Source organism: uncultured Oscillibacter sp. (genome assembly GCF_910584465.1).
Classification (GTDB): domain Bacteria; phylum Bacillota; class Clostridia; order Oscillospirales; family Oscillospiraceae; genus Oscillibacter.
Map to the genome: position 1 here is coordinate 1 of NZ_CAJUBK010000088.1, position 6,702 is coordinate 6,702.

General features: G+C 63.4%; 8 protein-coding genes. 5 read left to right on the forward strand and 3 right to left on the reverse strand.

The window, feature by feature from the left end; all coding sequences use genetic code 11:
• Positions 1-96: 96 nt before the first annotated feature.
• The 3 genes from QZ332_RS12610 to purB all read left to right on the forward strand — a co-directional run bounded on the left by QZ332_RS12610 (position 97) and on the right by purB (position 3,084).
• A complete protein-coding gene (locus QZ332_RS12610; protein ID WP_295766061.1) occupies positions 97-1,371 on the forward strand; it encodes an adenylosuccinate synthase in 1,275 nt (424 codons plus the stop codon).
• Positions 1,372-1,381: 10 nt separating this feature from the next.
• A complete protein-coding gene (locus tag QZ332_RS12615) occupies positions 1,382-1,588 on the forward strand; it encodes a hypothetical protein (protein ID WP_295766047.1) in 207 nt (68 codons plus the stop codon).
• 74 nt (positions 1,589-1,662) lie between these two features.
• A complete protein-coding gene (gene purB, locus QZ332_RS12620; RefSeq protein WP_295766049.1) occupies positions 1,663-3,084 on the forward strand; it encodes an adenylosuccinate lyase in 1,422 nt (473 codons plus the stop codon).
• Between the two features lie 60 nt (positions 3,085-3,144).
• On the opposite strand, the gene QZ332_RS12625 is transcribed toward purB, so the two are convergent.
• Positions 3,145-3,552, reverse strand: a complete 408-nt coding sequence (locus QZ332_RS12625) for a glycosyl hydrolase family 18 protein (protein WP_295766051.1) — start codon at positions 3,550-3,552, stop codon at positions 3,145-3,147.
• 235 nt (positions 3,553-3,787) lie between these two features.
• Here QZ332_RS12625 and QZ332_RS12630 point away from each other — a divergent pair, with 235 nt between their 5' ends.
• Both QZ332_RS12630 and QZ332_RS12635 read left to right on the forward strand, forming a co-directional pair.
• Complete coding sequence (locus tag QZ332_RS12630; RefSeq protein ID WP_295766053.1) at positions 3,788-4,303, forward strand: ImmA/IrrE family metallo-endopeptidase; 516 nt, start codon at positions 3,788-3,790, stop codon at positions 4,301-4,303.
• Complete coding sequence (locus QZ332_RS12635; RefSeq protein WP_295766056.1) at positions 4,296-4,871, forward strand: hypothetical protein; 576 nt, start codon at positions 4,296-4,298, stop codon at positions 4,869-4,871. The genes QZ332_RS12630 and QZ332_RS12635 overlap by 8 nt, the downstream gene beginning before the upstream one ends.
• Before the next feature lie 67 nt (positions 4,872-4,938).
• On the opposite strand, the gene QZ332_RS12640 is transcribed toward QZ332_RS12635, so the two are convergent.
• Both QZ332_RS12640 and QZ332_RS12645 read right to left on the reverse strand, forming a co-directional pair.
• Positions 4,939-6,126: a phage tail tip lysozyme gene (locus QZ332_RS12640; protein WP_295766058.1), complete on the reverse strand. Its 1,188-nt coding sequence runs from the start codon at positions 6,124-6,126 to the stop codon at positions 4,939-4,941.
• Positions 6,119-6,598 (reverse strand): holin family protein, encoded by a 480-nt coding sequence (locus tag QZ332_RS12645; protein WP_295766060.1) that lies wholly within the window; start codon positions 6,596-6,598, stop codon positions 6,119-6,121. The genes QZ332_RS12640 and QZ332_RS12645 overlap by 8 nt, the downstream gene beginning before the upstream one ends.
• Positions 6,599-6,702: the final 104 nt, after the last annotated feature.

A 6,702-nucleotide genomic window follows, 5' to 3' on the forward strand; every position in this document is an offset into this window, starting at 1 on the left:
GGGGCCGGACAGGCCCCCATCACCGGCTGGCCGCTGGCCGTGAGCAAGCGGAACGCCGCCCGGCCCCCCGGGCGGCGGCGCGGGGAGGTTTTCATTATGTCGAATTGCGCCATCGTGGGCATCAACTGGGGCGACGAGGGCAAGGGCCGCATGGTCGACCTGATCACCCAGGACTACGACGTGGTCGTCCGCTATCAGGGCGGCGGGAACGCCGGCCACACCGTCGTCAACGAGAAGGGCAGGTTCGCCCTCCACCTGCTGCCCTCCGGCATCTTCCGGGAGGGCGTGGTGAACATCCTGGGCAACGGCGTGGCCCTGGACTGCGAGAGCCTGTGGAACGAGATCCAGGACGTGGCCGCCCAGGGCGTGTCCATCACGCCGGACAACCTGATGGTCAGCGACCGGGCCTCCCTGCTGCTGCCCTGGCACCGGGATCTGGACGGCCTGGAGGAGGCCCGGCTGGCCGACAAGAAATACGGCTCCACCAAGCAGGGCATCGCCCCCTTCTACTCCGACAAGTTCCAGAAGAAGACCGTCATGGCCGGGGAGCTGCTCTATCCCGATCGCCTCCGCTCCCACCTGGAGGACCTGCTGGAGTGGAAGAACCTGACCCTGACGAAGGTCTACGGGGCCCAGCCCTACACCATCGAACAGCTGATGGCGTGGGTCGCCGATTACGGCGAGAAGATCCGCCCCTTCATCCGGGACACCGGCGCGTTCCTGCGCCAGGCCCAGGCCGAGGACAAGCGCATCCTCTTCGAGGCCCAGCTGGGCGCCCTGCGGGACCTGGATTACGGCATCTACCCCTATACCACCTCCTCCAACGCCGTGGCGGCCTATGCCCCCGTGGGCTCCGGCCTGCCCTCCGCCCGGATCGACGAGGTCATCGGCGTGGTGAAGGCGTATTCCTCCTGTGTGGGCGAGGGCCCCTTCACCTGCGAGTGGTCCGGCGAGGAGGCCGACAAGCTCCGCCAGGCCGGGAACGAGTACGGCGCGAAGACGGGCCGCCCCCGCCGGGTGGGCCCCATCGACATCGTGGCCACCCGCTACGGCGTCCAGTGCCAGGCGGCGACGAACATCGCCCTGACCAAGCTGGACGTGCTGAGCTACCTGGACAAGATCCCCGTCTGCGTCCGCTATGAGCTGGGCAGCCAGCAGACGGACCGCTTCCCCTTCCCCGCCCTGCTCCCCGAGGCCAAGCCGGTGCTGGATCATCTGCCCGGCTGGAAGTGCGACATCTCCGGCGTGCGCACCTGGGAGGACCTGCCCGAGGCCGCCCGGAAGTACGTGGAGTATATCGAGCGGGAGATCGGCTGCCGCATCGGCTACGTCTCCGTGGGCCCGGAGCGGGACGCCATCATCCTGCGCTGAGGGTGGGACCGTGCTGTTCACCGTGACAGGGGCTTCCGCCGTCTGTGGGATCGCGTCCATGGCCGGCGCGCTGGCGGCGCCGTTCCTGCTGTACAGACTGATCGCAAAAGCCGTGGAGCACCGGAGCGCCGCGGCGGAGTGCGCGGTGCTGGCCGGGGCCGGGCTGGCCTTCTGCCTCTGGCTGTGGACGGTCTTCGGGACCCTGCCGGCGGGATGACCTCGTTCCTCTGAAGACCGGACGGGGAGGCGTCCGCGCCTCCCTACCTTCGATAAAAAGAAAGGTTGATGCTTATGCCGAAAGACCGTTACGAATCCCCCCTGTCCTCCCGCTACGCGTCGGGATCCATGCTGGGCCTCTTCTCCGCCGAGAAGCGCATCCAGACCTGGCGGCGGCTTTGGGTCGCCCTGGCCCGGGCGGAGCATGAGCTGGGGCTCCCCGTCACGGCGGAGCAGGTGGCGGAGCTGGAGGCCCACATCGGCGACATCGATTTCGACCTCGCCGCCAAGCGGGAGAAGGAGGTCCGGCACGACGTCATGGCCCACGTCTACGCCTACGGCAAGGCCGCGCCTTCCGCCGCCGGCATCATCCACTTGGGGGCCACCAGCTGCTATGTCACCGACAACGCCGACCTCATCCTCTACCGGGAGGGCCTGCGCTATCTCCGCCAGGGCCTCGCTGCCCTGCTGGGGAACCTGGCAGGGTTCGCCCGGCGGTACGCCGCCGTGCCCACCCTGGGCTACACCCACTACCAGCCCGCCCAGTTGGTCACCGTCGGCAAACGGGCCACCCTTTGGATGCAGGACTTCCTGTCGGATCTGGAGGAGCTGGATCTCGTCCTGGCGGGGATGAAGTTCCTGGGCTGCCGGGGCACCACCGGCACCGAGGCCAGCTTCCTGGACCTCTTCGACGGGGACGGGGCCAAGATCGACGAGATGAACCGCAGGATCGCCGCGGAGTTCGGCTTCGACAAGCTGTTCGCCGTCTGCGGGCAGACCTATCCCCGGAAGCTGGACAGCCGGATCTTGAACTGCCTGTCCGCGATCGCCCAGAGCGCCTACCGCATGGCGAACGACATCCGCCTCCTCCAGCACGACCGGCAGGTGGAGGAGCCCTTCGAGAAGGACCAGATCGGCTCCTCCGCCATGGCCTATAAGCGCAACCCCATGCGCTGTGAGCGGATCTGCTCCTTGTCCCGCTATCTGATGGCGGACGCCATGAACGCGCCCATGACGGCCTCCGTCCAGTGGCTGGAGCGGACCCTGGACGATTCCGCCAACCGGCGCATCTCCATGCCGGAGGGCTTCCTCTGCGCCGACGCCATCCTGCGCCTTTGCCGGAACGTCACCGACGGGCTCCATGTCAACGAGAAGATCGTGGACCGGACGGTGCGGGAGTACCTGCCCTTCATCGCCACGGAGAACCTGATGATGGAGGGCGTCAAGCGGGGCGGGGACCGGCAGGAGCTCCATGAGATCATCCGGACCTGCTCCATGGCCGCCACGGCGAAGATGAAGGAGGGTGAGCCCTGCGACCTGCTCCGCCGTCTGGCGGCGGAGCCCGCCTTCGCCATGACGGAGGCGGAGATGGAGGCCGTGCTGGAGCCCAAGCTCTACACCGGCCGCTGCGCCGCCCAGGTAGAGGCGTTCTTGGACGGCATCGCTCCCCTGCTGGCCGGGGCCGGAGGCGGCGAGACGCCGGAGATCGACGTTTGACCGTCCTATGTCATGACATCAGAGAGGGGGCCTGGCTGTGAGCCAGGCCCCCTCTTTGCATCACATGATATCGTACAGCGCGTCCAGCACCAGCCAGGTCTGGGAGAAGGGCCGCATGAGGTTCCAGAAGCCCGCTCCCTTGAAGCCGTACTCCGCGACGAGGCGGAGCTTGGCGTCCATGCTCCGGGCGTCCTCGAACCAGACCTCGTGGTCGGTCCCTCCGGCGTCGGTGTAATGGAAGAAGGGGGACTGGGCCGTCTGGTCGTATTGGATCTCCACGCCGTATTGGACGGCCAGCTCGATGGCCCGCTGGTTGGAGATGGACTGGGCCCTGGTCTCCCCCCGGATGAAAGGCAGGGGCCAGTCGTAGCCGTAATTGGGCACGCCCAGATAGATCTTCTCCGGCGGGATCTCCGTCACGGCATAGTCCAGCACCGCCCGGACGTTTTGGATGGGAGCTACTGCCATAGGGGGGCCGTATGTATATAAACCATGATGTTATAAGTAATGTGCCAAACCAGCAGGCCCTTTCATCAAATGGCACTTTCCCCCGGACCGTTCAAGGCCCCTGTGCTCAGGGATAAAATCAAGGGTCTTCAAAAAAGGAGTGTATAAAGTTGTGCAACTATCCAAACCTATGCACAAAGATATGGACACTCTTTTATACTTGTGATAATATGATGATGGAAAGGAGGGTTTTATTATGGGGAATAGTTACATTTCTCCGGTCACAGCTGCAAAGGAATTGATCCAAAAGTATACCATCACCTCCGCTCCTGTCGATGTAGAGTCCATATGCTGCGAAGAGGGCATCCGCATCATTTCCATGGATATGCACGAGATCGAGGATATCGCAAAAAAACCGATCGCAGGTGCCATCCAAAAGCATCCCCAATTTGGATATACGATCTTAGTGAACGAATCCGATATCGCTGTCCGCCAGCGTTTCACTATCGCCCATGAACTTGGACATTTTTTCCTTCACATGGACAAAGATGCGCAAGAGAATAAGATCATCACCAGTTTCCGGATGGACTCCTCTCCTAAGGAACGGCAGGCAAACGCCTTCGCCGCCAATCTGCTCATGCCCGAGAGTCTAGTCCGTCAGGAGCATGCACGGATGGTGATCCCAGTAAGCGATTCTCTAGCAGATATTTTCCGCGTATCCAAGCAGGCCATGCGATTCCGATTAGATGAATTGGAGTTATTATATGTCTGAGACGACCGATAAGAAACTGCCGTCCGCGCCTAACGCTCCGGCCCCTGAAGGACAGCCAACGCCTACGGCCTTTTTTTCGCCTGAAGATAAGGCGGAGATCGCCAAACAAGCCAAGGACGCTGTCATCCCTGAAAAAAGAGTATGCACGGATGAAGAACGCATCCAATGCGCACTGAAAAACGGCCCTTATGCGATCGATAATGCGATATTGACCTCTGTTTCGGACAATATCAACAAGATGGCTGAAAAGATCGATAGCAGTGAGGAGCAAAAAAGCCTGGTACGGGCTGAATATGTGAATTTTTTCAAATGGCTGCTGATCATCCTCCTCAGTTTTTGCGGTGTGTTGATCGTGGCAGATACGTTCTACGGCATCCACGTCAGAACGGAGTTTTTGATATCCGCTGTCGTGGCCGTCATCGCGGATGTATTTGCTATCGTACATACGCTCGTGCATTATATGACCAATGTCGAACACTACATGGCATATAATCAGATGATAGACAGTCTGCTGAAGCATATCGACCGTGGCCCTCATAATGTGGATGGCCCCTCTGGCCGGGAGTGATCGCTCCGAGGCCAGACGGGCCATTTTTCACGTCAAGCGCATCCTATCAAAACCGTTTGCCGCTATCTTACTTCCCCACAGCTCTGAGCGTCATGACAGCAGCCTGGGCCCGGGTGCAGAAGGCGCCGGGGTTGGAGCCGTCGGTGATGCCCCGGTCCTTGGCCTCCTGGAGCTCCGCCGCCAGCTTAGGGCTGACGGGCTGCTTGCCCATGACCGCCTGGAGCCGCCTGCCCAGCTGCAGGATCTGCGCGTCGGTCAGCTTGTCGATGTCCATGTCTTCCTCCTTTTCATAGCCCGGCCGGATATAGGCCGTGACGGTGGATGTTTTGCGGGTCCTGCGGCAGACCATGCCGCCGTTGGACTGGCTCCCGGCCGCGCCGGGGGACGTGTTGCCCTCGATGGCAGTGATGGTGCCTTTGCCCACAGATTCCACGATGCCGGTGTGCCCGAAGTCATAGATGACGATGTCCCCCGGCCGGGGCGTCTCGGCCACGCAGTCCGGCCGCTTCGACCGGTACCAGCCCAGCAGGCCGGAACAGGAGGCCGTCTTATAGGGCAGCGCCTCCCCCGCCTTGTCGAAGGCCCACTGGACGAAGGCCATGCACCAGGGGTAGGCGGCCCCCGAGACCGCCCGGCCATAGTACCAGGTGTTGTACTTGACCCGGTTGGAGTTCGCCGGGGACTCCTTCACGCCCAGCTCCGCTCGGGCGACATCCAGCACCTTCCCTGCGGCGGTCCCGGCCTGGGGAGCGGGCCCGGCATACTTGTCATAAAACCGCTGCCCGTACCCGGCCCGGCGGGCCTTAGCGGCCTCGCTCTGGTCCGCCGGGCGCTCGAACTGCAGCAGGACGGCATCCGAGGCTTCGCGGACGCTGGCGGTGGTCTCCAGCGTGGCCAGCACCGCCTCGTAGCCCTCGGACAGCTCCTCCAGCAGGAAGCCGAGCTGCATCCCCAGGTCCCCGATGCTCTTCCCAGCGGCCTTGGCATAGTCCAGCAGGGCCTCCTTCCGGCTCCAGTACGTCCACTGGCACAGGCCGTAGCCTGCGCCGTCCCGGGCGAAGTCGGTGTAGACGCCCCGGTCCACCCTCTCGGTGTACTCGGCGTCGGTCATGCCCAGCCTGCCCTCATAGCAGTCCTGGAGGTCGTCCGGGCGCAGCCCGCTCTCCGCGTAGAGGTTGCCCATCAGCCCCGCCGCGCCCGCCGGCGTCAGGCCGGCGGCGGTCAGCTCGTCCCAAATAGACCGCTCCTTATCCATCGTCGTCCTCCTCCCCCAGCTTGTCCCCCACGACGTCCACGGCGTCCCTGCTCATGGCCAGGATCCGCATGAGCCACTTGGGCACCGCCGCGCCCATGGCCGCGGCGTTCTCCGCCATGCTCCCCAGCTCCGTCACGATGTACCACACCAGCACCACCGGGCATACCAAGCCGGGGTACTGCACCGGCAGGGCCAGCATGGGCAGGTTATCCAGGACCAGGGAGATCAAAAGGTCCGCCCCTCCGGCAACGAGGACGACCACGATCATCCCGCATTTATGCCAGATGCCCTCCCGGGCCCGGGCGCTGGACCACTGGCCGTCTTTGGCCGCGGCCATGGAGCCGGTGAGGTAGTCCAGCACCATGCACAGCACCCAGCCCGACACCAGCCAGCCGAACCAGCCCCACAGGCCGGTGAGCAGGCCCACGAACGCGGTGAAAGCCGCTTTGGTCCGATCGATCGTTTTTTCCATTGAAGATCCTCCATTCCTGCAAGGCCCGTCTCCCATAGGAGCGGGCCTCACGCTACGACTCTTTCGTACTCATATTTGACGGTCCTAGGGGCCAGCTCGGCGTA

What these genes read in the sequence shown, in the direction of transcription:
- QZ332_RS12610 (WP_295766061.1), top strand. Translation starts at nt 97, where the DNA reads ATGTCGAATTGCGCCATCGTGGGCATCAACTGGGGCGACGAGGGCAAG.
- purB (WP_295766049.1), top strand. Translation starts at nt 1,663, where the DNA reads ATGCCGAAAGACCGTTACGAATCCCCCCTGTCCTCCCGCTACGCGTCG.
- QZ332_RS12625 (WP_295766051.1), bottom strand. Translation starts at nt 3,552, where the DNA reads ATGGCAGTAGCTCCCATCCAAAACGTCCGGGCGGTGCTGGACTATGCC.
- QZ332_RS12630 (WP_295766053.1), top strand. Translation starts at nt 3,788, where the DNA reads ATGGGGAATAGTTACATTTCTCCGGTCACAGCTGCAAAGGAATTGATC.
- QZ332_RS12635 (WP_295766056.1), top strand. Translation starts at nt 4,296, where the DNA reads ATGTCTGAGACGACCGATAAGAAACTGCCGTCCGCGCCTAACGCTCCG.
- QZ332_RS12640 (WP_295766058.1), bottom strand. Translation starts at nt 6,126, where the DNA reads ATGGATAAGGAGCGGTCTATTTGGGACGAGCTGACCGCCGCCGGCCTG.
- QZ332_RS12645 (WP_295766060.1), bottom strand. Translation starts at nt 6,598, where the DNA reads ATGGAAAAAACGATCGATCGGACCAAAGCGGCTTTCACCGCGTTCGTG.